The organism is Pseudomonas sp. 5.2, assembly GCF_059025405.1.
Genome location: NZ_JBYBHH010000004.1, coordinates 245,967 through 272,727, shown reverse-complemented (window position 1 = coordinate 272,727; position 26,761 = coordinate 245,967). Strand labels below are relative to the sequence as shown.

General features: G+C 63.3%; 22 protein-coding genes. 14 read left to right on the top strand and 8 right to left on the bottom strand.

The window, feature by feature from the left end; translation table 11 throughout:
• Positions 1-29: 29 nt before the first annotated feature.
• On the top strand, positions 30-1,004 hold the full coding sequence (cysB, locus tag AC5PZ0_RS08905) for an HTH-type transcriptional regulator CysB (RefSeq protein ID WP_027593928.1): 975 nt from the start codon (positions 30-32) through the stop codon (positions 1,002-1,004).
• A gap of 55 nt (positions 1,005-1,059) precedes the next feature.
• Here cysB and AC5PZ0_RS08900 read toward each other — a convergent pair whose 3' ends face one another.
• The 5 genes from AC5PZ0_RS08900 to rloA form a co-directional block, all read right to left on the bottom strand.
• Complete coding sequence (locus AC5PZ0_RS08900; protein WP_099429928.1) at positions 1,060-1,794, bottom strand: phosphoadenylyl-sulfate reductase; 735 nt, start codon at positions 1,792-1,794, stop codon at positions 1,060-1,062.
• Between the two features lie 104 nt (positions 1,795-1,898).
• A complete protein-coding gene (gene pabB, locus AC5PZ0_RS08895) occupies positions 1,899-3,242 on the bottom strand; it encodes an aminodeoxychorismate synthase component I (RefSeq protein WP_493854719.1) in 1,344 nt (447 codons plus the stop codon).
• 193 nt (positions 3,243-3,435) lie between these two features.
• Positions 3,436-4,416 carry an alpha-L-glutamate ligase-like protein gene (locus AC5PZ0_RS08890; RefSeq protein WP_099429926.1) on the bottom strand — a complete coding sequence of 327 codons (981 nt, stop codon included), beginning with the start codon at positions 4,414-4,416 and terminating at the stop codon, positions 3,436-3,438.
• Positions 4,416-5,951 (bottom strand): osmotic stress tolerance membrane protein RloB, encoded by a 1,536-nt coding sequence (gene rloB, locus AC5PZ0_RS08885; protein ID WP_027593924.1) that lies wholly within the window; start codon positions 5,949-5,951, stop codon positions 4,416-4,418. Before rloB ends, AC5PZ0_RS08890 begins: the two co-directional genes overlap by 1 nt.
• Before the next feature lie 5 nt (positions 5,952-5,956).
• A complete protein-coding gene (rloA, locus tag AC5PZ0_RS08880; protein ID WP_027593923.1) occupies positions 5,957-6,493 on the bottom strand; it encodes a retropepsin-like aspartic peptidase RloA in 537 nt (178 codons plus the stop codon).
• A gap of 293 nt (positions 6,494-6,786) precedes the next feature.
• On the opposite strand from rloA, the gene AC5PZ0_RS08875 reads away from it, so the two are divergent.
• From AC5PZ0_RS08875 to prpD, 6 genes are all read left to right on the top strand, one after another.
• Complete coding sequence (locus AC5PZ0_RS08875; RefSeq protein WP_027593922.1) at positions 6,787-7,503, top strand: GntR family transcriptional regulator; 717 nt, start codon at positions 6,787-6,789, stop codon at positions 7,501-7,503.
• Entirely contained in the window at positions 7,500-8,390 is an 891-nt protein-coding gene (gene prpB, locus AC5PZ0_RS08870) for a methylisocitrate lyase (protein WP_027593921.1), read from the top strand. Before AC5PZ0_RS08875 ends, prpB begins: the two co-directional genes overlap by 4 nt.
• 173 nt (positions 8,391-8,563) lie before the next feature.
• A complete protein-coding gene (gene prpC, locus AC5PZ0_RS08865; protein WP_099429924.1) occupies positions 8,564-9,691 on the top strand; it encodes a bifunctional 2-methylcitrate synthase/citrate synthase in 1,128 nt (375 codons plus the stop codon).
• A gap of 161 nt (positions 9,692-9,852) precedes the next feature.
• The gene (acnD, locus tag AC5PZ0_RS08860) at positions 9,853-12,441 is read left to right on the top strand and encodes a Fe/S-dependent 2-methylisocitrate dehydratase AcnD (RefSeq protein ID WP_493854780.1); all 2,589 of its coding nucleotides are present in this window, start codon (positions 9,853-9,855) and stop codon (positions 12,439-12,441) included.
• Positions 12,442-12,604: 163 nt separating this feature from the next.
• Positions 12,605-13,795 carry a 2-methylaconitate cis-trans isomerase PrpF gene (gene prpF, locus AC5PZ0_RS08855; RefSeq protein WP_493854718.1) on the top strand — a complete coding sequence of 397 codons (1,191 nt, stop codon included), beginning with the start codon at positions 12,605-12,607 and terminating at the stop codon, positions 13,793-13,795.
• A 140-nt stretch (positions 13,796-13,935) separates the two neighbouring features.
• On the top strand, positions 13,936-15,420 hold the full coding sequence (gene prpD, locus AC5PZ0_RS08850) for a 2-methylcitrate dehydratase (protein WP_265968912.1): 1,485 nt from the start codon (positions 13,936-13,938) through the stop codon (positions 15,418-15,420).
• Between the two features lie 206 nt (positions 15,421-15,626).
• On the opposite strand, the gene acnB is transcribed toward prpD, so the two are convergent.
• Positions 15,627-18,236 carry a bifunctional aconitate hydratase 2/2-methylisocitrate dehydratase gene (acnB, locus tag AC5PZ0_RS08845; RefSeq protein ID WP_099429920.1) on the bottom strand — a complete coding sequence of 870 codons (2,610 nt, stop codon included), beginning with the start codon at positions 18,234-18,236 and terminating at the stop codon, positions 15,627-15,629.
• A 404-nt stretch (positions 18,237-18,640) separates the two neighbouring features.
• On the opposite strand from acnB, the gene AC5PZ0_RS08840 reads away from it, so the two are divergent.
• A complete protein-coding gene (locus AC5PZ0_RS08840; RefSeq protein WP_172960418.1) occupies positions 18,641-19,120 on the top strand; it encodes a DUF1289 domain-containing protein in 480 nt (159 codons plus the stop codon).
• 102 nt (positions 19,121-19,222) lie between these two features.
• On the opposite strand, the gene queD is transcribed toward AC5PZ0_RS08840, so the two are convergent.
• The gene (gene queD, locus AC5PZ0_RS08835; RefSeq protein WP_033699061.1) at positions 19,223-19,579 is read right to left on the bottom strand and encodes a 6-carboxytetrahydropterin synthase QueD; all 357 of its coding nucleotides are present in this window, start codon (positions 19,577-19,579) and stop codon (positions 19,223-19,225) included.
• A gap of 134 nt (positions 19,580-19,713) precedes the next feature.
• Between queD and AC5PZ0_RS08830 the strand changes: the two genes are divergently transcribed.
• The 5 genes from AC5PZ0_RS08830 (at position 19,714) to AC5PZ0_RS08810 (ending at position 23,763) form a co-directional block, all read left to right on the top strand.
• Positions 19,714-20,022 carry a PepSY domain-containing protein gene (locus AC5PZ0_RS08830; protein WP_099429918.1) on the top strand — a complete coding sequence of 103 codons (309 nt, stop codon included), beginning with the start codon at positions 19,714-19,716 and terminating at the stop codon, positions 20,020-20,022.
• Positions 20,022-20,336, top strand: coding sequence for a PepSY domain-containing protein (locus tag AC5PZ0_RS08825; RefSeq protein WP_027593912.1), 315 nt, complete (start codon positions 20,022-20,024; stop codon positions 20,334-20,336). Before AC5PZ0_RS08830 ends, AC5PZ0_RS08825 begins: the two co-directional genes overlap by 1 nt.
• The gene (locus AC5PZ0_RS08820; RefSeq protein ID WP_027593911.1) at positions 20,337-21,005 is read left to right on the top strand and encodes a response regulator transcription factor; all 669 of its coding nucleotides are present in this window, start codon (positions 20,337-20,339) and stop codon (positions 21,003-21,005) included.
• A complete protein-coding gene (locus AC5PZ0_RS08815) occupies positions 21,002-22,321 on the top strand; it encodes an ATP-binding protein (protein WP_493854717.1) in 1,320 nt (439 codons plus the stop codon). Before AC5PZ0_RS08820 ends, AC5PZ0_RS08815 begins: the two co-directional genes overlap by 4 nt.
• Before the next feature lie 284 nt (positions 22,322-22,605).
• Positions 22,606-23,763, top strand: a complete 1,158-nt coding sequence (locus tag AC5PZ0_RS08810) for an HPP family protein (RefSeq protein ID WP_493854716.1) — start codon at positions 22,606-22,608, stop codon at positions 23,761-23,763.
• Here AC5PZ0_RS08810 and AC5PZ0_RS08805 read toward each other — a convergent pair.
• Positions 23,737-24,603, bottom strand: a complete 867-nt coding sequence (locus AC5PZ0_RS08805) for a LysR family transcriptional regulator (protein WP_085273236.1) — start codon at positions 24,601-24,603, stop codon at positions 23,737-23,739. The two genes, AC5PZ0_RS08810 and AC5PZ0_RS08805, sit on opposite strands and share 27 nt — an antisense overlap.
• Before the next feature lie 181 nt (positions 24,604-24,784).
• Here AC5PZ0_RS08805 and AC5PZ0_RS08800 point away from each other — a divergent pair, with 181 nt between their 5' ends.
• On the top strand, positions 24,785-26,674 hold the full coding sequence (locus tag AC5PZ0_RS08800) for a propionyl-CoA synthetase (RefSeq protein WP_493854715.1): 1,890 nt from the start codon (positions 24,785-24,787) through the stop codon (positions 26,672-26,674).
• Positions 26,675-26,761: the final 87 nt, after the last annotated feature.

The window sequence follows — 26,761 nt, the reverse complement described above, 5'->3', positions numbered from 1 at the left end:
CTGACTCACCGCTGAACCGAGGGAAACCTATGAAGCTTCAACAACTGCGCTACATCTGGGAAGTGGCGCACCACGACCTCAACGTCTCCGCGACGGCGCAGAGCCTGTATACCTCCCAGCCAGGTATCAGCAAGCAGATCCGTTTGCTCGAAGATGAGCTGGGCGTTGAAGTCTTTGCCCGCAGCGGCAAGCACCTGACCCGCGTCACGCCGGCAGGTGAGCGCATCATCAATACCGCTGGCGAAATCCTGCGCAAGGTCGAGAGCATCAAGCAGATCGCCCAGGAATTCTCCAACGAGAAGAAGGGCACCCTGTCCATCGCCACCACCCACACCCAGGCCCGTTACGCGCTGCCGCCGGTGATCAGCAGCTTCATCAAGCAGTACCCGGAAGTGGCCCTGCACATGCACCAGGGCTCGCCAATGCAAATTGCCGAGATGGCCGCTGATGGCACTGTCGACTTCGCCATCGCCACCGAGGCGCTGGAGTTGTTCGGCGACCTGATCATGATGCCGTGCTACAAGTGGAACCGCTGCGTGGTGGTTCCGCAGGGGCACCCGCTGACCAAGCTGCCGAAGCTGACCCTGGAAGCCGTTGCCGAATACCCGATCGTCACTTACGTGTTCGGTTTTACCGGCCGTTCCAAGCTGGACGAAGCCTTCAACCATCGCGGCCTGACGCCGAAAGTGGTGTTCACCGCCGCCGACGCCGACGTGATCAAGACTTACGTGCGCCTGGGTCTGGGTGTGGGCATCGTGGCCAAGATGGCCGTTGACACCAAGCTCGACAGCGACCTGGTGGCCCTGGATGCCAGCGAACTGTTCGAGGCCAGCATCACCAAGATCGGCTTCCGCCGTGGCACCTTCCTGCGCGGTTTCATGTGCGACTTCATCGAGAAGTTCGCCCCGCACCTGACCCGCGAAGTGATGGCCAAAGCCATCCAGTGCCATAACAAGCAAGAGCTTGAAGAGCTGTTCGAAGGCGTCGAGCTGCCGGTGCACTAAGCCATTCGAGCATGAAAAAACCGGCCCAGTGGGCCGGTTTTTCTTTACCTGTCGATCAGCCCTTGCTGATCAGGTTGCCGGCGTGCAGGCCGCATTCCTTCTGGGTCGACTCTTCCCACCACCAGCGGCCTTCGCGCTCGTGCTGGTTCGGCAGCACCGGGCGTGTGCACGGTTCGCAGCCAATGCTGATGAAGCCGCGCTCGTGCAGGCTGTTATAGGGCAGCTCGAGCATGCGGATGTAGCCCCACACTTCTTCGCTGCTCATCTGTGCCAGCGGGTTGAACTTGTACAGGGGGCGCTCGGGGGTAGAGAAGGCGCTGTCGATTTCCAGTGCCGCCACCTGGCTACGCGTGCCTGGGCTCTGGTCGCGACGCTGGCCGGTGGCCCAGGCGCTTACCGTGGCCAGTTTGCGGCGCAGGGGTTCGATCTTGCGGATGCCGCAGCACTCGCCGTGGCCGTCCTTGTAGAAGCTGAACAGGCCCTTTTCCTTGACGAACGGGTCGAGCTTGCTGCGATCCGGGCTGAGGATCTCGATCGGCAGGTTGTACTGCTCGCGGACCTGGTCGATGAAGCGGTAGGTCTCCGGGTGCAGGCGGCCGGTGTCGAGGCTGAAGACCTTGACCTGTTTGTTCAGCTTCCAGGCCATGTCGACCAGCACCACATCCTCGGCGCCGCTGAAGGAGATCCACAAGTCGTCGCCGAAATGCTCGAAGGCGAGTTTCAGGATGTCTTGCGGGGACTTGTTGGCATAGGTCGCGGCGAGGGCGGCGACGTCGAAGGGTTGGCTCATCAGGCGGTTTCCATCTTGGCTGTGGCGCTGTGCGCTCGTAATGAGGTGATGGTAACAAAAAATGCTGGGTTAGACGCCTGGCATAAAGGCCTTGTGGCGCCGAATCAGAGCTGTTGCAAGGTCTCCATCAGCACCCGAACCTTGGCAATCGATTCTTCGTATTCCGACGCCCAGTCGGAGTCCGCCACCACTGCGCCGCCGCCCCAGCAGCTGACCTGGCCATCCTTCACGAGCAAGCTGCGAATGGCGATGGAGCTGTCCATCTCGCCGCGCACATCCACGTACAGCAACGAGCCGCAATACAGTGCACGGCGGCTGGGCTCCAGTTCGTCGATGATCTGCATGGCGCGGATCTTCGGCGCCCCGGTGATTGAGCCGCCGGGGAAGCTGTCGCCGATCAGGTCGAGTGGGTCCTTGTCGGTGGCCAATTGCCCGGTGATGCTGCTGACCAGGTGGTGAACGTTGGGGTAGCTTTCCAGGCTGAACAACTCGGGCACCTTGACCGAGCCGATCTGGCAGGTACGGCCCAGGTCGTTGCGCAGCAGGTCGACGATCATCAGGTTTTCCGAGCGGTCCTTGGGGCTGTTCAGCAGCTCTTCGGCGTTGCGGGCGTCCTGGTCGGGGTTGCTTGAGCGTGGCCGGGTACCCTTGATCGGGCGAGTCTCGACCAGCCCTTGGCTGACGCGAATGAACCGCTCCGGCGAGAAGCTCAGCAGTGCGCTGCCATCGGCCAGTTGCTGGTAGCCGGAGAATGGCGTCGGGCACGCTTTGCGCAGCGCCTGATAGGCGCGCCACGGGTCGCCCTGGCACGGTGCGCGGAAGCGTTGTGTCAGGTTGATCTGGTAGCAATCGCCGGCCTGAATGTAGCGTTGCACCTGGTCGAACGCTGCTTGGTAGTGCTCGGGCTTCAAGTCGCCGGTCATGGCCGCCAGCAGTTGGAAATCGCCAGTTGCAGCACAATCGGGTGCTTCGAACAGGGCAATCAGGCGCTCGCGCTCAGCGCTTGCCAGGCTTGGGTGGAACACCAGCTGGCTGGTTGCCAGCGTGTGGTCGGTCACCAATGCCCAGCGGTACAGGCCAAGTTGTGCATCGGGCAGGCCGAGGTCATCGACGGCCAGGCTGGGCAGGTTTTCCAGGCGCCGGCCGAAGTCGTAGCTGAGGTAGCCGATCAGGCCGCCGGCAAACGGCAGTTCCACTCCAACCGGCAAGTCGGCGTGGCCCAGTTGCGCCAGCCCTGCGCGCAGCCGTTGCAGGAAGGCGCGGCCGTCCTCGTCTGCGTAGGCTTGCAGGTGTTGCACGGGCCAGGCGCTGAGCAAGTCGAAGCGGCCGCGTTCAGCACCGGGGCGGGCACTGTCGAGCAGAATCGCGCCGGGCGCCTGGCGCAGGCGGGCGAAATAGGCGGCAGGGTCAGGCTGGTAGGGCAGGGGGTGGAGCGTACAGGTCGGCATCAGTGTGGACGGCGATGTAAAAGCGAGGAGGGCGATTGTAGACCTGTGTAGGAAATGCGCCTAGCGTTAGCGCGACATTCAACATTGTGTTTTGCCCATTCGCAGCACAAGGCTGCTCCTACAGGGAAGGGCTGCGCGGTACCTGTAGGAGCAGCCTTGCGCTGCGAATGGCTGCAAAGCAGCCCCGGCAATTTCAGCGCGGATGCACGTGCCCGAACAGCCCTTGCGAGACACGAACGCGCTGTTCGGCATCCTCGGTCACACCGTCCTTGGCCAGCGCCTCGATGTGCGCCTCGATGGCGTGGGTGCGCTGGGTCAGCCCGCAGTCGTTGGCAATCTGGATGTTCAGGCCTGGGCGGGCGTTGAGTTCCAGAATCAGCGGGCCCTTTTCCTGGTCCAGCACCATGTCCACACCGATGTAGCCCAGGCCGCACAGCTCGTAGCAGCCGGCCGCAAGCTTCATGAAGCCGTCCCAGTTCGGCAGTTGCACGCCGTCCACGGCGTTGGTGGTGTCCGGGTGCTTGCTGATGATGTTGTTCAGCCAGGTGCCGCGCAGGGTCACCCCCGTGGCCAGGTCGACACCCACGCCGATGGCGCCCTGGTGCAGGTTGGCCTTGCCGCCGGACTGGCGGGTCGGCAGGCGCAGCATGGCCATGACGGGGTAGCCCATCAACACGATGATTCGGATGTCCGGCACGCCTTCGTAGCTGATGCTCTTGAAGATCTGGTCCGGCGTGACCCGGTACTCGATCAGCGCCCGGTCGCGGTGACCACCCAGCGAGTACAGGCCGGTAAGGATGCTCGAGATCTGGTGCTCGATTTCCTCGTGGCTGATGATCTTGCCCGACACCGTGCGGTAGCGGTCCTCGAAGCGGTCGGCGATCACCAGGATGCCGTCACCGCCGGCACCTTGCGCCGGCTTGATGACGAAATCACTGCGCCCGCCGATGATCTGGTCGAGCTTCTCGATCTCTTTCTCGGTCTCGATGACGCCGTACATTTCCGGCACATGGATGCCGGCCGCGAGCGCGCGCTCTTTGGTGATGATCTTGTCGTCGACGATCGGGTACAGGTGGCGCTTGTTGTACTTCAGGACATAGTCCGCGTTGCGCCGGTTGATACCCATGATGCCCCGGGCCTCCAGGGCTTTCCAGGTCTTGATCAGTCCGAACATCAGGCATCAGCCTTCTTCAGGAACGCCTTGAAGCGAACGAGCTCGGTCAGGCGGTAGCCGCGGTAGCGACCCATCGCCAGCATGAAGCCCACCAGAATCAGCAGCACCGCCGGGAAGGTGAAGACGAAGTACACCAGCTCCGGCACCATCATCAGCAGGTGCGCGACGGACGCTGCGAACAGGGTGCCGATGGCCACTTTCATGGCATGGCCACCGCCGCGCTCTTCCCAGGTGATCGACAGGCGTTCGATGGTCATGGTCAGGATCACCATCGGGAACAGCGCCACCGACAACCCGCGCTCCAGGCCCAGCTTGTGGCTGAACAGGCTGATGGCGGCGATCAGCACCACCACGAAGGTCAGCACCACCGACAGGCGTGGCAGCATCTGCAGCTTGAGGTGTTCAAGGTACGAGCGCAGTGACAGGCCCAGCGCCGTGATTACCGTGAACAACACGATACCGAAGCCCAGTTGAGTCTCGCGGAAGGCCAGGGCGATCAGTACCGGGGTGAAGGTACCCAGGGTCTGCAGGCCGATCAGGTTGCGCAGCACCAGGATCACCAGCACGCCGATCGGGATCATCACCATGATCATGAAGGTCTGCTGGGTCTGCAGCGGCAGGCCGTACAGCGAGTACTCGAGGAAGTCGGCGTCGGTGTTCTCGTCGGTCAGCTTGGCCAGGCGGATGGCGTTCATCTCGCTGTTGTTCATGCTGAAGGTGACGTTGGCTTTCTTGCCGCCATCGACGGTGATCAGGTTGTCATCACCGGTCCACCACAGCAGGCGGTCGTTGGGCAGGCCCTGCTCGCCGGTGTCCGGGTTGAAGTACAGCCAGTCGTTGCCGTTGAAGCTGCGCAGCCACAGTTCTGGGGTCTGCGGGGTGTCGGCGACCAGGCGGATGGTGTGGACCTTTTCCATCGGCACGTGGGCGATGGACAACAGCAGGTCGATGACCTGGGCCTTCTTCATGGCCGAGGTGTCGCCGGCCAGCAGCAGCTTGACGTTGTCGTCGTTGAGGTTGTTGACCCGCTTGATGGTTTCGCTGACGAAGGTCTCAACGTCGGCCGAATGCTGGCGGATAGGCGCCATCAGGGCTTCGGCGGCGATCTTCTCGGGGCCGTCGACTGCCAGGCTGTCACGGAAGGTCGGGCCCTTGATGGTGGTCTTTTCGTTGCTGTAGCGCTTGGTCAGCACCAGGCGGTAGTAAAGCGTCTGGTTGCCGCTGGCGCGGCGTGCCGACCAGGTCACCTTGCGGTTGCCGTCGGCACGGTTGACGCTCACCCCATAGTTGTTGGAGATGAAGCTCTCGTTGAGGCTGACGTAGTCGCGGTTCAGTGGCGGCACGAACATCTGCACCTTGACCGGGTCCTTGGTGCTGGCCACGAACTCGACCTTGGCGTCGATATTCCACAGGTCGTCGGTTTCGTCTTCGGTCACCGGGATGCCGAGGAAGAAGATCTGATAAGCGGTGACCGCCACGCCCAGCAGCACCAGGACGGTGATCAGGACTTTCAGATGGAGGGTAAGAGAGCGCATCGGGATTACTCTGCTTTAGGAGCGTCGGTGGCACAGGCAGGTTTGCCGGCCGCGTATTTAAGGCTTGGGTCGACCAGCGCGTCGAAGTGCTTGAGCGCCTCGGAGCCGATCAGCAGCGGGAACTGGAACGCGCTGCGGTCGGTGAGGTTGACTTCGATGGTGCGCAGGGCCTGGCCCATGCAGATTTCGAGTTCGATGACCGGGCGCGCGGTGTAGGCCTTGCCCGATTCGGCATCGTAGTCGCCTGCCCGTCGCTTGATCTTGCTGACGCGCGCGAGGGGGCGTTCGATCGGGTGCGAATGGGCGGCATCGATGGCCAGGTAGAAACGCACCCAGCTCTCGCCGTTACGCTTGAAGCGCTTGATGTCGCGGGCGCTGAGCGAGGCGGTCTTGGCACCGGTGTCGAGCTTGGCGGCCACTTCCAGGTCCAGGTCGCCCAGCTTTGCGTATTCGTTGAGACCGTACACGGTCTTGCCCGCCGCTTGGCCGATGGCCGGCAGCAGGGTGAGGCATAGCAGCAATAAAACGGGTGTAAGTCTCATAATCCTGGCGCGGTACTGTGCAGGGTTCGGGGCAAGGCGACTGGCAACGACTGCGCAAGCTTCCTCGTTCATCTGTCAACAACATGAATAGATGACAGACACGCTATCCATACTCCGTCGGAGGCGCGGCATTCTATCACGCCGACGTCTTGACGCCAGCGCGTCGCGATCTGACAGCGGCGGGGCAGGGTTAGTTCGTTATTAGACGATTGTCGACAATGTTCATTTTGTCTTTGACTGATCGCGCTTAATTAGCTAATTTCTGGCCATGTGATTATCAGGGTGTCGACAATATGCTGGACCTATCCACTCCCAGCCCAGCGTTGGCGGACGAAACGGAAACCTTGTCCGAAAACGTCTTTCGGCGCATCCAAGCGGCCATCGTCAAGGGTGACATCGCCCCGGGCAGCAAGATCTCCGAGCCGGAGCTGGCGCGCACCTACGGCATCAGCCGCGGGCCGCTGCGCGAGGCCATCCACCGCCTCGAAGGCCAGCGCCTGCTGGTGCGCGTGCCGCATGTCGGGGCGCGGGTGGTGTCGCTCAACCATGCCGAGCTGATCGAGCTGTACGAAATCCGCGAATCGCTCGAAGGCATGGCCTGCCGCCTGGCCGCCGAGCGCATGAGCCAGGCCGATATCGACGAACTGCGCCGGGTGCTCGACACCCATGAGCGCGATGCGGCGTTCCAGGCGGGTGTCGGCTACTACCAGCAGGAAGGTGACTACGACTTCCACTACCGGATCATCCAGGGCAGCGGCAACCAGACCCTGGTCAAGATGCTGTGTGGCGAGCTGTACCAGCTCGTGCGCATGTACCGCATCCAATTCTCCGCCACGCCCAATCGGCCACGCCAGGCGTTTGCCGAACACCACCGGATTCTCGATGCCATCGCCGACCGTGACGGTGAACTGGCCGAACTCCTGATGCGCCGCCACATCGGCGCGTCCAAACGCAACATCGAGCGTCACTACCTGGACGCCAACGACAATAGCCCACGAGGTGATTCATGACTGTGAAGAGCACGCCCGGCCAACGTTTCCGCGACGCGGTTGCCGCCGAACATCCCTTGCAGGTAGTCGGCGCCATCAACGCCAACCATGCCCTGCTGGCCAAGCGCGCCGGCTTCAAGGCCATCTACCTGTCCGGTGGCGGCGTGGCCGCAGGCTCCCTGGGCCTGCCGGACCTGGGTATCAGCGGCCTGGACGATGTGCTCACCGATGTGCGCCGCATCACCGACGTCTGCGACGTGCCGCTGCTGGTGGATGTCGACACCGGCTTCGGTGCCTCGGCGTTCAACGTGGCGCGTACCGTGCGCTCGATGAGCAAGTTCGGCGCAGCCGCCATCCACATCGAAGACCAGGTTGGCGCCAAGCGTTGTGGCCACCGCCCGAACAAGGAAATCGTCACCCAGCAGGAAATGGTCGACCGTATCAAGGCCGCCGTCGATGCCCGTACCGATGACAGCTTCGTAATCATGGCGCGCACCGATGCCCTGGCCGTCGAAGGCTTGAATGCTGCGCTGGACCGTGCCGCAGCGTGCGTCGAGGCCGGCGCCGACATGATCTTCCCGGAGGCCATTACCGAGCTTTCGATGTACAAGACCTTCGCTGACCGTGTGCAAGCGCCGATTCTGGCCAACATCACTGAATTCGGCGCCACGCCGCTGTACACCACCGAAGAGCTGGCGTCGGTCGACGTGTCGCTGGTGCTGTACCCGCTGTCGGCGTTCCGCGCCATGAACAAGGCGGCCGAGAATGTCTACACGGCGCTGCGTCGTGACGGCACCCAGAAGAACGTGGTCGACACCATGCAGACCCGCATGGAGCTCTACGATGCCATTGGTTACCACGCCTTCGAGCAGAGCCTCGATGCGTTGTTTGCCCAGAAGAAAGGATAAGTGACCGCCTGTGCTGGCCCTTTCGCGGGACAAGCCCGCTCCCGCAGGTACAGCGCAAGTTTCAAAAGCTGTGTTGGACCTGTGGGAGCGGGCTTGCCCGCGAAGAGGCCGGTACAGGCAAACCGAATTAGCCAGCAAGAAATCCATAACAAATTCAAGAAAGGAGAAACACCATGGCCGAAGCAAAAGTACTCAGTGGCGCAGGCCTGCGTGGCCAGGTGGCCGGCCAGACCGCACTGTCGACCGTTGGCCAGGCCGGTGCCGGCCTGACCTACCGTGGCTACGACGTCCGTGACCTGGCGGCTGATGCTGAATTCGAAGAAGTGGCCTACCTGCTGCTGTACGGCGAGCTGCCAAGCAAAGCACAGCTGGCCGAATACAAGCACAAGCTGAAAGGCCTGCGTGACCTGCCGCAAGCCCTCAAGGAAGTGCTCGAGCGCATCCCGCGCGACGCCCACCCGATGGACGTGATGCGCACCGGCTGCTCGGTGCTGGGCACCCTAGAGCCCGAACTCACCTTCGAAGCCCAGCACGACAAGACCGACCGCCTGCTGGCGCTGTTCCCGGCCGTGATGTGCTACTGGTACCGCTTCACCCACCATGGCGTGCGCATCGACTGCACCAGCGATGAAGACACCCTCGGCGGGCATTTCCTGCACCTGCTGCACGGCAAGAAGCCAAGCGAGTTGCACGTCAAGGTGATGAACGTGTCGCTGATCCTCTATGCGGAGCACGAATTCAACGCCTCGACCTTCACCGCACGCGTCTGCGCTTCGACCCTGTCCGACCTGTACTCCTGCGTCACCGCCGCCATCGGCTCGCTGCGTGGCCCGCTGCACGGCGGTGCCAACGAAGCGGCGATGGAACTGATCGAACGCTTCCAGAGCCCGCAGGACGCCACGGCCGAGCTGCTCAAGATGCTGGAGCGCAAGGACAAGATCATGGGCTTTGGCCATGCCATCTACAAAGAGTCCGACCCGCGCAACGAGGTGATCAAGGGCTGGTCGAAGCAACTGGCTGACGAGGTCGGTGACAAGGTCCTGTACCCAGTGTCCGAAGCCATCGACAAGACCATGTGGGAGCAGAAACGCCTGTTCCCTAACGCCGACTTCTACCATGCGTCGGCGTACCACTTCATGGGCATTCCGACCAAGCTGTTCACCCCGATCTTCGTCTGCTCGCGCCTGACCGGCTGGGCGGCGCACGTGTTCGAACAGCGTGCCAACAACCGCATCATTCGCCCGAGCGCCGAGTATGTCGGCGTCGAACAGCGCCAGTTCGTGCCGATCGAGCAGCGCTGAATAGATCTAGAGAGGCAACCCGTTCCCTTGTGGGAGCGGGCTTGCCCGCGAAGGCGTCAGACCGGGCAACCGATGTGCACCTGCTGACGCCTTCGCGGGCAAGCCCGCTCCCACAGGGACGGAGCAACCTTCCGAATCCTGTGACCGAGCCTGATTCCATGATGAACACCGCATTCCGCAAGCACCTGCCAGGCACCGACCTGGACTACTTCGATGCCCGCGCGGCAGTCGAGGCTATCAAGCCCGGCGCCTACGACGGGTTGCCCTACACCTCGCGCGTGCTCGCCGAAAACCTGGTGCGCCGCTGCGACCCCGCCACCCTCGACGCCTCGCTCAGCCAACTGATCGAGCGCAAGCGCGACCTCGACTTCCCGTGGTTCCCGGCGCGCGTGGTGTGCCACGATATCCTCGGCCAAACCGCTCTGGTCGACCTGGCCGGCCTGCGTGACGCCATTGCCGACAAGGGCGGCGACCCGGCCCAGGTCAACCCGGTGGTGCCGGTGCAGTTGATCGTCGACCACTCCCTGGCGGTCGAGTGCGGTGGTTTCGACCCGCAGGCGTTCGAGAAAAACCGTGCCATCGAAGACCGCCGTAACGAAGACCGTTTCCACTTCATCAACTGGACCAAGAAGGCGTTCAAGAACGTCGACGTGATCCAGCCGGGCAACGGCATCATGCACCAGATCAACCTGGAGAAGATGTCACCGGTGATCCACAGCGACCGCGGCGTGGCCTACCCGGATACCTGCGTTGGCACCGACAGCCACACCCCGCATGTCGACGCCCTGGGCGTGATCGCCATTGGTGTCGGCGGCCTGGAAGCCGAGAACGTGATGCTCGGCCGCGCCTCGTGGATGCGCCTGCCGGAAATTGTCGGCGTCGAGCTGACCGGCAAGCTGGCACCGAACATCACCGCCACCGACCTGGTGCTGGCCCTGACCGAGTTCCTGCGTAAACAGAAAGTCGTCGGCGCCTACCTCGAGTTCCACGGCGAGGGTGCCCGTGCCCTGACCCTGGGCGACCGCGCGACCATCTCCAACATGGCCCCTGAATACGGCGCCACTGCAGCGATGTTCGCCATCGACCAGCAGACCATCGACTACCTCAAGCTGACCGGTCGCGAAGAGCAGCAGGTCAAGCTGGTGGAAACCTACGCCAAGGCCACCGGCCTGTGGGCCGACAGCCTGGCCGGCGCCGTCTACGAGCGTACCCTGAGCTTCGACCTGTCGAGTGTGGTGCGCAACATGGCCGGCCCGTCGAACCCGCATGCCCGCGTTGCCACCAGCGACCTGGCGGCCAAGGGCATCGCCGGGGCCTGGGAAGATGTCCCGGGGCAAATGCCGGACGGCGCGGTCATCATCGCCGCCATCACCAGCTGCACCAACACCAGCAACCCGCGCAACGTGATCGCAGCGGGCCTTTTGGCACGCAATGCCAACAAGCTGGGCCTGGCGCGCAAACCCTGGGTCAAATCCTCGCTGGCGCCAGGCTCCAAGGCTGTGCAGCTGTACCTGGAAGAAGCAGGGCTTGAGAAAGAGCTGGAGAACCTGGGCTTTGGCATCGTCGCTTTCGCCTGCACCACCTGCAACGGCATGTCCGGTGCGCTGGACCCGGTGATCCAGCAAGAGATCGTCGAGCGTGACCTGTATGCCACTGCGGTGTTGTCGGGTAACCGCAACTTCGACGGGCGCATCCACCCTTACGCCAAGCAGGCGTTCCTGGCCTCGCCGCCGCTGGTGGTGGCCTACGCCATCGCCGGGACCATCCGGTTCGACATCGAGAAAGACGTGCTGGGCGTGGTCGACGGCAAGGAAATCCGCCTCAAGGATATCTGGCCGAGCGATGAAGAAATCGACGCCGTGGTGCGTGCCTCGGTCAAGCCGGAGCAGTTCCGCAAGGTTTACATTCCGATGTTCGCCATTGAGGAAGACCGTGGGCCGAAGGTGGCGCCGCTGTACGCCTGGCGCCCGATGAGCACCTATATCCGCCGTCCGCCGTACTGGGAAGGTGCCCTGGCCGGTGAGCGCACCCTGCGTGGCATGCGCCCGCTGGCGGTGCTGCCGGACAACATCACTACCGATCACCTGTCACCGTCCAACGCCATCATGATGGACAGCGCGGCGGGTGAGTACTTGGCGAAAATGGGCTTGCCGGAGGAGGACTTCAACTCCTACGCCACCCACCGTGGCGACCACCTGACCGCCCAGCGCGCCACCTTCGCCAACCCCAAGCTGTTCAACGAAATGGTGCGCCAGGACGACGGCAGCGTGAAACAGGGCTCGTTGGCGCGCATCGAGCCGGAAGGCAAGGTGACCCGCATGTGGGAGGCGATCGAGACCTACATGGAGCGCAAGCAGCCGCTGATCATCGTCGCCGGTGCCGACTACGGCCAGGGCTCGTCCCGTGACTGGGCGGCCAAGGGGGTGCGCCTGGCGGGTGTCGAGGCGATCGTGGCCGAAGGCTTTGAACGCATTCACCGCACCAACCTGGTGGGCATGGGCGTGCTGCCGCTGGAGTTCAAGCCGGGTACGGACCGCAACACCCTGGGTCTGGATGGCAGTGAGACCTATGATGTGCTCGGTGAGCGCAAGCCGCGTGCAACGCTGACGCTGGTGGTTACCCGTCGCAATGGCGAGCGGGTCGAGGTGCCGGTGACCTGCCGCCTGGATACCGCCGAGGAAGTGTCGATCTACGAGGCGGGCGGGGTGCTGCAGCGCTTTGCCCAAGACTTCCTCGAAGCGACCGCGTAGTGGCATGGGGCTGCTTTGCAGCCCATTCGCGGGGCAAGCCCGCTCCCACAGGGTAGGTGTGGCGCTGCCGGTTTGCACTGTACCTGTGGGAGCGGGCTAGCCCCGCGAATGGGTCGCGTAGCGGCCCTAGGGTTATTGCATATTCAAACAGGACACTTAAGCAATGGCACACGCACCACAAATCAAGATCCCCGCCACCTACATCCGTGGCGGTACCAGCAAAGGCGTATTCTTCCGCCTGGACGACCTCCCCGAGCCGGCGCAGATCCCAGGCCCAGCCCGCGATGCGCTGCTGTTGCGGGTGATCGGCAGCCCCGACCCCTACGGCAAGCAGATCGATGGCATGGGCGGCGCGACCTCGAGCACCAGTAAAACGGTGATCCTCTCGCGCAGCATCAAGCCCGAACACGACGTCGACTATCTGTTTGGCCAGGTCAGCATCGACAAGGCTTTCGTCGACTGGAGCGGTAACTGCGGCAACCTGTCTGCCGCGGTCGGTTCCTTCGCCATCAGCAGCGGCCTGGTCGACCCGGCGCGGGTGCCGCGTAACGGCATCGCCACCGTACGTATCTGGCAAGCCAACATCGGCAAGACCATCATCGCCCATGTGCCGATCACCGAAGGTGAAGTACAGGAAACCGGTGATTTCGAACTCGACGGCGTGACCTTCCCGGCGGCCGAGGTTCAGCTGGAGTTCCTGGACCCAGCTGCCGACGAAGAGGGCGCAGGTGGGTCGATGTTCCCTACCGGCAACCTGGTAGATGACCTGGAAGTGCCAGGGGTTGGCACGTTCAAGGCAACCCTGATCAATGCGGGTATCCCGACCATCTTCGTCAATGCCAGCGATATCGGCTACACCGGCGCCGAGCTGCAGGACGCGATCAACGGTGACCCGCAAGCGCTGCTGCGTTTCGAGACGATCCGTGCCTACGGCGCCGTGCGCATGGGCCTGATCGAGCATGTCGACCAGGCGGCCGGGCGTCAGCACACGCCGAAAGTGGCCTTCGTCGCGCCACCGAGCACCTACACTGCGTCCAGTGGCAAGGTAGTAGAGGCGGCTGACATCGACCTGCTGGTGCGTGCGTTGTCCATGGGCAAGCTGCACCACGCGATGATGGGCACTGCCGCGGTCGCCATCGGTACCGCTGCCGCCATCCCAGGCACGCTGGTCAACCTCGCCGCCGGCGGGCGCGAGCGCAGTGCCGTACGGTTCGGTCACCCTTCAGGCACCCTGCGGGTTGGCGCCGAAGCGCGTCAGGTGAAGGGCGAATGGACGGTGACCAAGGCAATCATGAGCCGCAGTGCTCGCGTGCTGATGGAAGGCTGGGTGAGGGTGCCTGGCGATAGCTTCTGACGCACCACTGGCGCTCGGCGTTCGATGACTGGGGCCGCTTCGCGGCCCATCGCCGGCAAGCCGGCTCCCACACCGAACCTGTGGGAGCTGGCTTGCCGGTGATGGGCTGCCAGGCAGCCCCACAATCACAGGAGCTGCAAATGAGCGCCAACGTGGACCTTAACCAGCGCCCGGACTACGACCGGGTGCTGCAAACCCTCGCCGACTACGTCCTCACCTACCGGGTCGAATCCCCGGAGGCACTGGACACCGCGCGCAACTGCCTGATGGACACCCTAGGCTGCGGCCTGCTGGCCCTGCGCTTCCCCGAATGCACCAAACACCTCGGCCCGTTGGTGGAAGGCACGGTGGTGCCGAATGGTGCCCGCGTGCCCGGCACCGCCTACCGCCTCGATCCGGTCAAAGCCGCCTGGGACATTGGCTGCATCGTGCGCTGGCTGGACTACAACGACACCTGGCTGGCCGCCGAGTGGGCGCACCCTTCAGACAACCTCGGCGGCATTCTGGCCGTGGCCGATCACCTGTCGCAAAAACACGTAGCAAAGGGTGAACGCCCACTGCTGATGCGCGAAGTGCTCGAAGCCATGGTCATGGCGCACGAGATCCAGGGCGTGTTGGCGCTGGAGAATTCGTTCAATCGCGTGGGCCTGGACCACGTGATCCTGGTCAAGGTGGCTTCCACGGCCGTGTGCGCCAAGCTGATGGGGGCCAGCCGCGAGCAACTGCTGTCGGCGTTGTCGCATGCCTTTGTCGATGGCCAGGCGCTGCGCACCTACCGCCATGCACCCAACGCAGGCTCGCGCAAGTCCTGGGCTGCTGGCGATGCGTCCAGCCGGGGTGTGCGCCTGGCCGATATCGCGCTGCGTGGCGAGATGGGTGTGCCTGGCGTGCTCACGGCACCGCAATGGGGCTTCTATGATGTGTCATTCAGTCATACCAACAAGGACCTGGCGCTCAAACCCTCTGCCCAGCAGGAGTTGCGTCTGCCGCAGCCCTTGGCCAGCTATGTGATGGAGAACGTGCTGTTCAAAGTCAGTTTCCCGGCCGAGTTCCACGCCCAGACGGCCTGTGAAGCCGCCGTCCTGCTGCACCCGCAGGTGCGCAATCGCCTGCATGAGGTGGACCGTATTGTCATTACCACGCAGGAGTCGGCAATTCGCATCATCTCCAAGGTCGGCCCACTGGCCAATGCCGCTGACCGTGATCACTGCCTGCAGTACATGGTGGCGGTGCCGCTGATTTTTGGCCATCTGGTGGCCGAGCATTACGAGGATGTCTTCCACGCTGCCCACCCGAGTATCGACCGCTTGCGCGACAAGATGGAGGTGGTCGAGGACCCGCGCTTCACCCGTGAATACCTGGAGGCTGACAAGCGCTCGATCGCCAACGGCTTGCAGGTGTTTTTCAAGGATGGCAGCAGCACCGAGCAGGTGGTGGTGGAGTACCCGGTCGGTCACAGGCGTCGGCGCGGGGAGGGCATACCGTTGCTGGAGGCGAAGTTCAGGGAGAACCTGGCGACGCGGTTTGCGCGGCAACGGTGTGAGGCGATTTTCGAGCTGTGCGAGGATCAGCAAAAGCTGGAAGCGACGGCGGTGCACAGGTTTGTGGATCTGTTCGTGATGTGAGGTTTCCAGTGCGCTCCTCTTCGCGGGGCAAGCCCGCACACAGGGGCCGAGCAAGCCTTGACTGCCCCCAGGAAGTTGGATGGGTGTCCAACTTCTTGAGGACAGTCCAAACCCGTGGGAGCGGGCTTGCCCCGCGAAGAGGCCTGAGAGGGCAATAAAAAAACCCCAGCATTTCTGCTGGGGTTTTTTTTACAGCGTACTGCTACTTACGCTTGAACAACCGGGATCTTGGCGTTGGCCGCAGCCTCGCGGAACTCGGCGATCTGGTCGAAGCTCAGGTAGCGGTAGACGTCGGCAGCCATGCTGTCGATGTCCTGCGCGTACTGCATGTACTCTTCGACAGTCGGCAGTTTGCCGATGATCGAAGCGACAGCAGCCAGCTCGGCCGATGCCAGGTACACGTTGGTGGCGTCGCCCAGACGGTTCGGGAAGTTACGGGTCGAGGTGGAGACCACGGTCGAACCGGTCTGCACACGTGCCTGGTTACCCATGCACAGCGAGCAGCCTGGCATTTCCATGCGCGCACCGGCCTTGCCGTAGATGCCGTAGTAGCCTTCTTCGGTCAGCTGGTGAGCGTCCATCTTGGTTGGCGGAGCCAGCCACAGACGGGTCGGAATGCCACCCTTGACCTTCTCCAGCAGCTTGCCGGCAGCGCGGAAGTGACCGATGTTGGTCATGCACGAACCGATGAACACTTCGTCGATCTTCTCGCCCTGTACCGAAGACAGCAGGCGGGCATCGTCCGGGTCGTTCGGCGCGCAGAGCACAGGCTCTTTGACGTCGGCCAGGTCGATTTCGATGATTTCGGCGTATTCGGCATCGGCGTCGGCCGACAGCAGCTCAGGCTTGGCCAGCCAGGCTTCCATGGCCTGGGCGCGACGCTCCAGGGTGCGGGCATCGCCGTAGCCTTCGCCGATCATCCAGCGCAGCAGGGTGATGTTGGAAGTCAGGTACTCGGCGATGGCCTTTTCTGGCAGCTTGATGGTGCAACCGGCAGCCGAACGTTCAGCCGAGGCGTCGGACAGTTCGAACGCTTGCTCGACGGTCAGTTCGTCCAGGCCTTCGATTTCCAGGATGCGGCCGGAGAAGGCGTTTTTCTTGCCCTTCTTCTCGACGGTCAGCAGGCCCTTCTGGATGGCGTAGTAAGGGATGGCATGAACCAGGTCACGCAGGGTGATGCCAGGTTGCAGCTTGCCCTTGAAACGCACCAGGATCGACTCTGGCATGTCCAGCGGCATGACGCCGGTGGCGGCAGCGAAGGCCACCAGGCCGGAACCGGCCGGGAACGAGATGCCGATCGGGAAGCGGGTGTGCGAGTCGCCACCGGTGCCGACGGTGTCAGGCATCAGCATGCGGTTCAGCCAGCTGTGGATGATGCCGTCGCCTGGGCGCAGCGACACGCCGCCACGGGTGCGGATGAAGTCTGGCAGGGTGTGGTGGGTGGTGACGTCGATCGGCTTCGGATAGGCCGCAGTGTGGCAGAACGACTGCATGACCAGGTCAGCGGAGAAGCCCAGACACGCCAGGTCTTTCAGCTCGTCGCGGGTCATCGGGCCAGTGGTGTCCTGGGAACCGACGGTGGTCATCTTCGGCTCGCAGTAGGCACCTGGGCGCACGCCCTGGCCTTCTGGCAGGCCGCACGCACGGCCGACCATCTTCTGTGCCAGGGTGAAGCCCTTGGTCGAAGCGGCAGGCTGCTCCGGTTTCTTGAACAGGTCGACAGGGCCCAGGCCCAGCTCGGCGCGGGCTTTATCGGTCAGGCCACGGCCAACGATCAGCGGGATACGACCACCTGCGCGGACTTCGTCCAGCAGCACTTCGGTTTTCAGCTCGAAGTTGGTGACCAGTTCGTCGCTGCCGTGACGGCGCACTTCACCTTTGAACGGGTAGACGTCGATGACGTCGCCCATGGCCAGGTTGGTGCAGTCGAACTCGATTGGCAGGGCGCCGGCGTCTTCCATGGTGTTGTAGAAGATCGGGGCGATCTTGGTGCCGAAGCAGAAGCCACCGGCGCGCTTGTTCGGCACGTATGGAATGTCGTCACCGAAGAACCACAGCACCGAGTTGGTGGCGGATTTACGCGACGAACCGGTACCGACCACGTCACCCACGTAGGCAACTGGGAAGCCTTTGGCCTTGACCGCTTCGATCTGGGCCAGAGGGCCGACCGAACCTGGCTGCTGTGGCTCGATGCCGTCACGGGCCATTTTCAGCATGGCCAGGGCGTGCAGCGGGATGTCAGGGCGCGACCAGGCGTCCGGGGCAGGGGACAGGTCGTCGGTGTTGGTTTCGCCAGGCACCTTGAACACGGTCAGGGTGTACTTGTCGGCGATGGCCGGACGCGAGGTGAACCACTCGCCGGCAGCCCAGGACTCGAGCACGGCCTTGGCGTGGACGTTGCCCGCCTTGGCTTTTTCGGCTACGTCGTGGAAGGCATCGAACATCAGCAGGGTGTGCTTGAGCTTTTCGGCCGCGACGGCGCCCAGTTCGGCGTCATCCAGCAGCGCGACCAGCGTTTCGATGTTGTAGCCGCCCTGCATGGTGCCCAGCAGTTCGGTGGCGAGCTTGCGGTCGATCAGCGGGGATTTGGTTTCGCCCTTGGCCACGGCGGACAGGAAGGCAGCCTTGACATAGGCAGCTTCGTCTACCCCTGGCGGTACACGGTTGGTGATCAGGTCTACGAGGAAGGCTTCTTCGCCGGCCGGCGGGTTTTTCAGCAGCTCGACCAGGCCTGCAGTTTGTTCGGCGTTCAGCGGCTGGGGCACGATACCCAGGGCGGCACGCTCTTCGATGTGTTTGCGGTAGGCTTCAAGCACAGTTATTACCCTCATCAGTGGTCCCTAAAGGGAGTCCGGGACGCTCATCCAGCATTCCCTGCACCCATGCGCAATGACGGCTTCTTGGGCCGCCCAGCCAGGGTCGCAGAGAATCCTTACAGAAGCTGCTTTCAAAGTTTTACGCCTGCAGAACGGGGAGCTGATGAGGGCTGGCACGGGCATGCGAGGGTGCATGGCCCGGGCCAACGCCGTTCTACCGGATTAACTGTGCTCGTGACGCTTTGAAAACAGCTTCCAACGGACATTGTTGCCTTGAAAAGGCCGGATGATTCTACGGCAAAAAAAGCCTGAAGGTAAGGCGGCGAAGATGACTTTAACGAGTGACCCTGGTTAGACAAAGGGCTAACATGGGCCCGTGTTCCACCGCCAAGCCGTTGTTTTTCATGTCCAACAAGTCCATCAAGACCCCTTGCGTCGGCCTGTGCTCCACGGTGTACGGAGACACGGTATGCCGTGGCTGCAAGCGTTTTCACCATGAAGTGATCAACTGGAACGGCTACGACGACGCGCAGAAGCGCGCCGTGTGGCTGCGTCTGGAGCAGTTGCTGGTGCAGGTGATGATGGCCAAGCTGGAAGTCTTCGACAAAAGCCTGCTGCGCCTGCAGCTGGAACAGCGCTCCATCCGCTTCGTCGAGCAACAGTCGGAATATTGCTGGGCTTACCAGTTGATCGCCCGTGGGGCCCGGATGATCCGTGACCTGGAGGCTTACGGCATGGTATTGCTGCCGGAGTTTCGAGGCTGGGAACTGCCGCAGTTGCGCGACGCCATCGACCGCGAGTTCTTTCTGCTGTCCGAGGCGCATTACCAGCGCTATATCGCCCCGAGCTTCTTGCGCGATGCCCTGGAGAATGGGCAGGGCTGAGATTTCACTGGCCTCTTCGCGGGGCAAGCCCGCTCCCACAGGATGCTGCGTATTAAGTGTGGGAGCGGGCTTGCCCGCGAAGAGGCCAGTGAAGATACCGGCTCAGTCGCCGGTATATTCGCACCCGCTGGTGCAGGTCTCGTGAATGCGCACCTTCGACAGCTCTGGCAGCAACGGCTTGACCTGCTCCCAGATCCACTTGGCGATCACTTCGCTGGTGGGGTTTTCAAGGCCTGGAATGTCATTCAGGTAGTTGTGGTCCAGCTGTTCGTAGATCGGCTTGAAGATCGCCTTGATCTCGGAAAAATCACGAATCCACCCGGTGTGCGGGTCAAGCGGGCCGGTCAGGTGCAGGCCGACCTTGAACGAGTGACCGTGCAGGCGACCACACTTGTGCCCGGCAGGAACGTGCGGCAGGCGGTGGGCCGATTCGAATGTGAACTCTTTGAAAATTTCCACGCTGTCAGAACTCTGTATGAATCAAGAATGCGCGCAGTTTATCATGGCGCCAGCTGTTTTCAGGTTGAATTAAGGACCGCTGGGTAATCTTAACCCCGTAGACAACTTGAACATCTCTCAGGAGAGAAGACACGATGAAAACCTTGACTGCCCTGTTCACCGCCGCCGCCCTTACCCTGGGCGCCAATGCCGCTTTCGCCAAGGACGTTCAGCCTGACGAAGTGGTCAAACTGGTCAACGCCAAGACCATCAAGTCGCTGGATGAGCTGAAAGCCACCGCCATGGCCAAGCACCCAGGCGCCACGGTCAAAGACTCGGAACTTGAAGACGAATACGGCCGCTACATCTACAAGGTCGAGCTGCGCGACGCACAGAACGTCGAGTGGGACGTCGACCTGGATGCCAAGACCGGTGAAGTACTCAAGGACGCACGAGACAACTGATGATCCACTTACCGCGGCCAGCGCGATACCTCGCGCTTTCGCTGCTGGCTGTCTGCTCCCTGGCGGCTGCCCGTGACCTGGATCAGGACGAGGCCCTGGCGTTGCGCCAGAAGGGCGTCATCCTGCCGCTCGAGCAACTGCTGGAAACCGCCCTGGGGCGTCACCCCGGGGCGCGTTTGTTGGAGGCCGAGCTGGAAGAAGACGACGATCGCTACGAATACGAAGTCGAGTTGCTGACTGCCGAAGGTGTGGTCCGCGAAATCAAGCTAGACGCCAGTACCGGTGCCCTGCTCAAAGACGAGGAAGACGACTGAATGCGCCTGTTGCTTGTCGAGGACAATGTCCCGCTGGCCGATGAACTGATCGCCGGCCTGCAGCGCCAGGGCTACGCCGTGGACTGGCTGGCCGATGGCCGCGATGCGGTGTACCAGGGCCAGAGCGAACCGTACGACCTGATTATCCTGGACCTCGGCTTGCCAGGCTTGCCGGGGCTCGACGTGCTCGCCCAGTGGCGTGCCGCTGGCCTGGCCACGCCAGTGCTGGTGCTGACCGCCCGCGGCTCCTGGGCCGAGCGCATCGAAGGCCTCAAGGCCGGTGCCGACGACTACCTGAGCAAACCCTTCCACCCCGAAGAGTTGCAGTTGCGCATTCAGGCGTTACTGCGCCGTGCCCGTGGCCTGGCCAACCAGCCCACCTTGGAAGCCGCCGGTCTGCACCTGGATGAAAGCCGGCAGTGCGTGAGCCGTGACGGTGTCGATATCCAGCTGACCGCTGCCGAGTTTCGGCTGCTGCGTTATTTCATGCTGCACCCGCAGCAGATCCTGTCCAAGAGCCACCTGGCCGAGCACCTTTACGATGGCGAGACGGAGCGCGATTCCAATGTCCTTGAAGTGCACGTCAACCACCTGCGCCGCAAGTTGGGCCGCAGTGTGATCGAGACGCGCCGCGGGCAAGGCTATATCTACGCCGGGAGCGTCGCGTGAAGTCGATTCAGGCGCGGCTGAGCCTGGGTCTGGTGGCCGTGCTGGTGGTGGTGGGTGTGGTGCTGGCGCAACTCACCCTGTGGCTGTTCGAGGCGGGCCTGCAGCGCTACCTGGAAAACGGCTTGCGCAAGGAAAGCGAGAATCTGCTGGTGGCCCTGGTGCGGGGGCCTTCAGGTTTACAGTTGGATGAGCGGCGCATTTCTGCGGCCTATCAGCGGCCGTTTTCCGGGTATTACTTTCGCATCGATTTTGACCAGGGCACCTGGCGCTCGCGTTCGCTGTGGGACCTGGACATGTCCAAGCCCGCCGCTCCTGGGCTTTCCGATAGCCACGAGCTGGGCCCAGAGGGGCAGCAATTGCTGGCGCTGCGTGCTGACTATCGCCGCCTAGGCCAGGACATCTCGATCAGCGTGGCGCAGGATTACTCACCGGTGCGTGAAGGCTTCCGGCGCATGCAGCAGATCGGCCTGGGCATGGGGCTGGTGGCGTTGATACTGGTGCTGGTGCTCCAGCGCGTCACGGTTAAGCGCTCATTGCGCCCGCTGGAGCGTGCCCGCCAGCAGATCGCCCAGTTGCAACAAGGGCAGCGCTCGCAACTGGATGCCGAAGTGCCTGTCGAGCTGGCGCCGCTGGTGGGGCAGATCAACCACTTGCTGAGCCACACCGAAGACAGCTTGCGGCGCTCGCGCAATGCACTGGGCAACCTTGGCCATGCGCTGAAGACGCCGTTGGCGGTCTTGCTGAGCCTGGCGTCCAGCGCGCGTTTGGAGGGCCTGCCGGACGTGCGCGAGCAAATGCGCGCGCAGCTTGAGCACATTCAGCAGCGCCTGGCACGCGAACTCAACCGCGCTCGCCTGGCGGGCGACGCCTTGCCCGGTGCCCAGTTCGACTGCGATGCCGAATTGCCGGGGCTGTTGGGCACCTTGGGCATGATCCACGGCGAAGGCCTGTTGCTTGAGCGGGACGTACCGCCGGGTCTGCTGTTGCCGTGGGACCGCGAGGACGTTCTGGAGTTGTTGGGCAACCTGCTGGACAACGCTTGCAAATGGGCAGACTGCGAAGTGCGCCTGGGCATTGCACCGAGCGACGGCGGTTACCGGCTGTGGGTCGACGATGATGGCCCAGGTATTCCAGAAAGCCAGCGCCTGCAGGTGCTGGAGCGGGGCTCGCGGCTGGATGAGCAGGTCGATGGGCATGGCCTTGGGCTGGGCATCGTGCGCGATATCGTCGAGGCCTGGGGCGGGCAACTGGCGCTGCTTCAGAGCCCGTTGGGCGGGTTGCGGGTCAGCATCGACTTGCCGCGCAGGGCTAGATAATGCCGGGGCCGCTTCGCGCCCCTTTCGCGACGCAAGGCCGCGCCCACAGAACTGTCGCAGCGGGCCTGTGAGCAGATCACCACTGCAAAAAAATTGCAGTACAGGCGCATTTTTTTGAATTGGCCCTTGCCAACCCCACCCGGCACAATCCCCGCACGAAACTTCCCAGTTTCCATCTCTCCACGGACGGAGCCCCTTGCGCTATTGCTCTGGCAATACAGGGCCCAGGCCAGCTTGGCTGGGCTTTCTTTTTAACCAGAAAAACTACGATTTCGATTATTCACATGCCTGCTTCGCGTTCCGAAAGTCGTCTGCAGCGGCTGTTGCCCGCACCCCTGAATATCCCCCCCAAAGAATGGCTGCGCGCTGGTATCGGCGCCTTGCTTGGCTTGTTCCTGGCCGGCTGGCTGACCAGCATGGCCTATGGCCCTGGCATCGCTTTGCACCTTCTGGGCCCTTTGGCCGCCTCGGCAGTTTTGGTATTCGCCGTGCATTCCGGGCCTTTGGCCCAGCCCTGGCCCGTGCTGGGCAGTTACGCCCTGGCGGGCGCCGTCGGCCTGGCCATGCGCCAGGGTTTCGGGCCCGAGCTTTGGGTGGCGGCTGCTGCCCTGGCGCTCTCGGTACTGGTGATGTGCCTGTTGCGCTGCCTGCACCCGCCGGGCGGCGGTGTGGCGGTCAGTGCGGTGCTGGCCGACCCGGGCCTGACTGCGTTGGGGGATCACCTGCTGGAGCCGGTGCTGCTCAATGCGCTGATTCTGGTGGCAGTGGCGGTGGTCTACAACCGCCTGACTGGCGTGCGTTACCCCAAAGGCACGGCCCCACGCAAAGAGATGCATCACACCCACGACCCACTGCCCAGCGAGCGTGTCGGGGTCAGCGGCGCCGACCTGGACCAGGCCCTTGAAGAGCTGGGCGAGTTCGTCGACGTCACCCGGGACGAACTGGAGCGCATCATCCTCGCCACCGAACAGCATGCCTTGCAGCGCAGCCTGGGCGGTATCACAGCAGCCTCCGTGATGTCGCGCGATGTGCAGTTCGCGTCACCGGACACCACCCTGGAGCAGGCGTGGAAGCTGCTGGCCAGCCACCACTTGAAAACCCTGCCGGTGCTTCAGCACGGCAAGCTGGTCGGCATCGTCAGCTTAAGTGACCTGGTCGGACCGGCCATGCAACGCGGGCGGTTCCGCTGGCGTGGCCTGTTCGGGCGCAAGGCAGTGCGCATGGAGCAGGTGATGAGCCGGCGGGTGGTCAGTGTCAGCAGCCAGCACCCGCTGGAACGCCTGCTGCCTTTGCTGTGCGAGCAAGGGCTGCACTGCCTGCCGGTGCTCGACAATGGCCAGCTGGTCGGTGTGGTCACCCAGACTGACCTGATCGCCGGCCTCAAGCGGCAATTGCTGAGCGCCGCCGGCAGTGCCTCAGATAACCGGGTCCCAGCGCTGTGACCAATCGCTGGCGCCGGCAGCCACCAGCTGGCGGAGTATCGCGAAGGCCTGTTGCAGCGCTTCGCTGTCGCGCTTGCGCGGGTACACCAGAAACGTCGGGTAGGTGAACTCTGGCGCCTGCGGCACGCGCTCGAACACGCCGCTGTCCAGGTAAGCCTGCACCACGCGGGTACGGAAGTAGCCACTACCGCCCTGGTCGAGGATGAACTGCAGGGCCAGCGGCCCGAGGTTGAAACTCAGTGCCGGGCGCGCGCAGTCGGGCAGGGCGGCGTCGTGCTGGCGGCGGAACGCCTCGCCCCAGTCGATGTAAATGTACGGGTCAGGCTGATCGACCCGGCGCACGCGGATCAGCTTCTCTTCCATCAATTGCTCGACTTGCAGGCCTGGCCCGTAAGTCGGCTGATAGACCAGCGCGGCGTCCAGCAGGCCCATTTCGACCTTGCGCAGCAGCGATTCGCCGTCGCTCACTTCGCTGCGGATGGCATGGCTGGGCAGTTCGCGGTGCAGCGCACTGACCCAATCGAGCATCATCGGGTTACCCAGGCTCACTTCGCCGCCCACATGCAGCACTTGCTGGCAACCTTCGGGCAGCGGCAGGTCACGGCGCGCCGCCTCCCAGGTCTGCACCAGCTGGTTGGCATAGCTGACGAAGGCCTCACCATCGCTGGTCAGGCTGGCGCCGTTGCGGCTGCGCACGAACAACTGGCAGCCCAGTTGCTGCTCAAGGCGCTGAACCCGCGCCGTGATCGCCGTTTGTGACACGAACAGGCGTTCGGCGGCGGCGACCAGGCTGCCGCAGCGCACGATTTCCAGAAAGGTACGGGCCTGATCGATGTCCATGGGCTGCTCGGTGGCTAAAAGGGGCGGCCTATTCTAGAGGCTTTGCACCGTTATGGGGCGTATTCGTGTTGTCTGCAAATTTGCAGGTCGGTTGTGACTTTAGTCCCATGGCGCGCCCGGCGTGGCGGTCCATACTCAAGTTTCGCCCTTCAATAACAACAAGTACCGGGTTCCCTTCGACATGAGCTATCAGCACAGCTACGCCCACTCCATCGCCGACCCTGCCGCTTTCTGGGCCGAGCAAGCCGCGCACCTGGCCTGGCACCGCAAGCCTTCCCTGACCCTGCAGGAAAACCCAGACGGCACCCACCGCTGGTTTGCTGACGGCCGCCTGAACAGCTGCCACCTGGCACTCGACCATCAGATCGAACAAGGCCGAGGCGAGCAGTTGGCGCTGATCTACGACTCGCCGGTGACCGGTACTCAACAGACGTATACCTACCACCAGTTACGCGACGAGGTGGCACGCCTGGCCGGTTTGCTGCGCCAGTTGGGGGTCGGCAAGGGCGATGGGGTGATCATCTACATGCCCATGGTGCCGCAGGCGGCCATGGCCATGCTGGCGTGCGCGCGGATTGGTGCAGTGCATTCGGTGGTATTCGGCGGTTTTGCCGCCAACGAGCTGGCCTTGCGCATCGATGATGCCCGCCCCACGTTTCTGCTGACGGCGTCCTGTGGCCTGGAGTTCGACCGGGTAATCGAATACAAGCCGCTGGTCGATCGTGCCCTACAGTTGGCCCGTCACCAGCCGCGCAACGTGCTGGTCCTGCAACGCCCCCAGGCCACTGCCCAATTGCAGCCGGGCCGCGACCTGGACTGGCAGCAGGCGTTGGCAACGGCCGAGCCGGTGGCCCCTGTCGAGCTGGGCGCCGGTGACCCGCTGTACATCATGTACACCTCCGGCACCACCGGAAAGCCCAAGGGCATCGTGCGTGAAAACGGCGGCAACGCGGTTGCGCTGTGCTATGCCATGCGCCACATCTACGGCATGCAGGCGGGCGATGTGTGGTGGGGTATTTCTGACGTGGGTTGGGTGGTGGGCCATTCGCTGATCGTCTACGGGCCGTTGATGAGCGGCTGCACCACGGTGTTCTACGAAGGCAAGCCGATTCGCACCCCGGACGCCTCCGCCTACTGGCGCGTGGTCGAGCAATACAAGGTCAACGCGTTGTTCTGTGCGCCGACCGCCATGCGCGCCATCCGCAAGGAAGATCCGGACGGTGAGCGGATCAAAGGGCACGACCTGAGCTCGCTGCGCCAGTTGTTCCTGGCCGGGGAAAAACTCGATTCAAGCACCCACGAATGGCTGGAGCGGGTCACTGGCAAACCTGTGCACGACCATTGGTGGCAAACCGAGACCGGCTGGCCGGTCACCGCGCCCTGCGTTGGGCTGGAGGGCAGCGCGGCGCGTGCAGGGTCCAGCAACCGCGCAGTGCCGGGTTACCACGTGCGTGTGCTGGACGATGACGGCCATGTGTTGGGGCCGAACCACCAGGGGTCGATCGTGATCGCGCTGCCGTTGCCGCCCGGCTGCAGCCAGACCCTGTGGGGCGATCACGAGCGCTACCTGCAAGCGTACCTGCGCACTTACCCGGGCTACTACCACACGGGCGATGGCGGCTACCTGGACGATGACGGCTTCGTCTACATCATGGGGCGCACGGACGACGTGATCAACGTCTCTGGGCATCGCCTGTCCACCGGTGAAATGGAGGACCTGGTGGCGCGTCACCCGGCCGTGGCCGAGTGCGCGGTGATCGGCGTGCATGACGATATCAAGGGTCAGGTGCCGTTGGCGCTGGTGGTGCTGAAAGATGGCGAGGGCATTGCCGAATCGCAGTTGCTGGTGGACCTGGTCGGCAGTGTGCGCGAAGAAATCGGTGCGCTGGCGTGTTTCAACCGGGTGCGATTGGTCAAGCGGCTGCCCAAGACCCGGTCGGGGAAAATTTTGCGGGCGGTGCTGCGCAAGATTGCCGATGGGCAGGACTATGTGCCGCCGTCGACCTTGGATGATCCGGCGGTGCTAGGGGAGATCGAGGCGGTGTTGGCGGACCTGCCACGGGCGGGTTGATTCGGTGGTATTGATGGCCCATTCGCGGGGCAAGCCCGCTCCCACAGGAAGCCCCCGGCTTTCAGGTTCGGTGACATGCCGGCGGGA